Source organism: Mesorhizobium sp. M5C.F.Ca.IN.020.32.2.1, from assembly GCF_004023105.1.
GTDB lineage: Bacteria > Pseudomonadota > Alphaproteobacteria > Rhizobiales > Rhizobiaceae > Mesorhizobium > Mesorhizobium wenxiniae.
Genome location: NZ_RZSX01000938.1, coordinates 1 through 2,332, shown reverse-complemented (window position 1 = coordinate 2,332; position 2,332 = coordinate 1). Strand labels below are relative to the sequence as shown.

Below are 2,332 nucleotides of genomic sequence, written 5' to 3'. Positions count from 1 at the left end.
CTTGCGCACTCCGCTCGCCTTTTCGATTGGCGCCAATGCGTTTTTCGCCGCCTACACCGTCATCGTCGTCGCCCAGATGCCGCTGCTCACCGACCGCTATCTGAGCAAGAATGCCCGCGCCACCGACCAGCCGGTGCTGGTCATCTTTGGCGTGACGCTGATTGTCGTCGCCGTCGCCATCATCTCGTTGTTCCAATTGATCAATCGCGAGCGCAGCGCGCATCCTGTCGAACTCACCTTCGCGCTGCTGTCGATCCCGCTCGGCTGGTTCACCATCCACGCCATGACGGCGCTGCACTACGCCCATGTTTACTGGCTGAACGATGAAGAGACCGACCCCGGCAGCAAAGCGAAGCAGAGAAAGCCCGTCGGCGGCCTCGTGTTTGCGGGTAAGGAGCGGCCGGACGGCTGGGATTTCCTCTATTTCTCGACCACCGTCGGCATGACTTCACAAACCTCCGATACCGCGGTTTCGACCACGCAAATGCGTCGCATCGTGCTCTTGCATTCGATCGTGTCGTTCTTTTTCAATACAGTGATCGTCGCCGCCGCGGTCAACCTCGCCGTTAGTCTCGGGAGCCGGTAGTACCAGGCAGGCCGTAATAATTTTGTGATCGGATGAAACATCGCTTTGGCTGGCAACGTATTGGGAGGAGAACGATCGGAAAGGCCGACTGAGCGGCCGGAAGGACGCGAAAAAATGGAATCGGTTGTCGGGAGCCAATCCACCGTCGGGCCAGATACTGCCGCGCCGAAGGACGCAACGCTGATCTACCGGCAGTCGCGCTGGACTCGGCTGACGCACTGGCTCTGGGCCATCTCGCTGTTCTTCATGCTACTTTCCGGCCTGCAGATCTTCAACGCCCGCCCTCAGCTCTATATCGGCAAGGAGTCGGGATTCGCATACAACAACACCATCTTCGCTATCGGCGCCGAGAACACCGCAAACGGTCCGCGCGGCTACACCGAAATCTTCGGCAAGCGCTTCGATACGACCGGTGTGCTCGGCTGGTCGGGGCCGGCGGGTCGGGAGACGTCCCGCGCCTTCCCATCCTGGGCGACGATCCCCTCCTACTACGACCTCGGCACCGCCCGCGTCGTCCATTTCTTCTTCGCCTGGATACTGACCACGACACTGGTCGTCTGGCTGGTCGCCAGCCTGATCAACGGCCATCTGCGCCGCGATCTTGCCCCGCGCATCGACGATCTCAGGCGCTTGCCGCGAGACATCACCGATCATGCCAGGCTCAAGTTCCACCACAGGCGCGAGTACAATACGCTGCAGAAGATCGCCTATGGCGGCGTCATGTTCGTGCTACTGCCGCTGATGATCATCACCGGCCTTGCCATGTCGCCGAGCATGAACGCGGTGCTGCCGTTCCTCAACGATCTGCTCGGCGGCCGGCAGACGGCGCGGACGATTCATTTCATCGTAATGCTGCTGCTCGTCGGCTTCTTCATCGTCCATATACTGATGATCTTCGCCGCCGGCCCGATCAACGAGTTGCGTTCCATCATCACCGGCTGGTACCGAACCGATCCGCCGGCGGCCCATGGCAGCAAGACGCCCCAGAGGAGTGCGTGAGATGGCGAAGTTTGAGATCAGCCCCAAACTACAGATAAGCCGAAGAAAATTCCTGACCTCGGCCAGCCTCGGCGTCTCCGGCATCATGCTGTCGGGTTGCGATGCTTTCGACAGCCAGCTTGGCGTGGGCGACGGCCTGCGCAGCTTCCTCGAAGGCGCCAACGGCCTTACCTGGCGCGCGCAACGCCTGCTTGCCGGCGATTCGCTGGCGCCGGAATTCACCGAAGCCGACATTCGCCAGCCGCAGCGGCCGAACGGCGTCACCGCTCCGGACGACGATGTCTACAAGGGCCTGCTCGCCAACAATTTCGCCGACTGGCGGCTCGAGGTTTCCGGCCTCGTCGAAAAGCCGCTGTCGCTGACGCGCGAGCAGCTGATGAACATGCCAAGCCGCACCCAGATCACCCGCCACGACTGCGTCGAAGGCTGGAGCTGCATCGCAAAATGGACCGGCACGCCGCTGTCGCTGGTGCTTGATCAGGCGGTGGTCAAGCCGCAGGCGCGTTACGTGATGTTTCATTGCCTCGACACGATCGATCATAGCCTGTCAGGCGCCATCAAATATTACGGTTCGATCGACCTGATCGATGCCCGTCACCCACAGACGATCCTTGCCTATGGCTTGAACGGCAAGCCGCTGCCGGTCGAGAACGGCGCGCCGTTGCGTGTCCGCGTCGAGCGCCAGATCGGTTACAAGATGCCGAAATATCTCCGCAAGATCGAACTGGTCGACGGTTTCGCCAATAT

General features: G+C 61.1%; 3 protein-coding genes. All 3 read left to right on the top strand.

The window, feature by feature from the left end; genetic code table 11:
- Nucleotides 1–586: DUF1345 domain-containing protein (locus EOA86_RS31160; RefSeq protein ID WP_128345122.1), on the top strand; the 586-nt coding region annotated here is incomplete at its 5' end.
- Nucleotides 587–700: 114 nt separating this feature from the next.
- Nucleotides 701–1,585, top strand: a complete 885-nt coding sequence (locus EOA86_RS31155; RefSeq protein ID WP_128345120.1) for a cytochrome b/b6 domain-containing protein — start codon at nucleotides 701–703, stop codon at nucleotides 1,583–1,585.
- Nucleotide 1,586: 1 nt separating this feature from the next.
- Nucleotides 1,587–2,332: molybdopterin-binding protein (locus EOA86_RS31150; protein WP_128345119.1), on the top strand; the 746-nt coding region annotated here is incomplete at its 3' end.

What these genes read in the sequence shown, in the direction of transcription:
- EOA86_RS31155 (WP_128345120.1), top strand. Translation starts at nt 701, where the DNA reads ATGGAATCGGTTGTCGGGAGCCAATCCACCGTCGGGCCAGATACTGCC.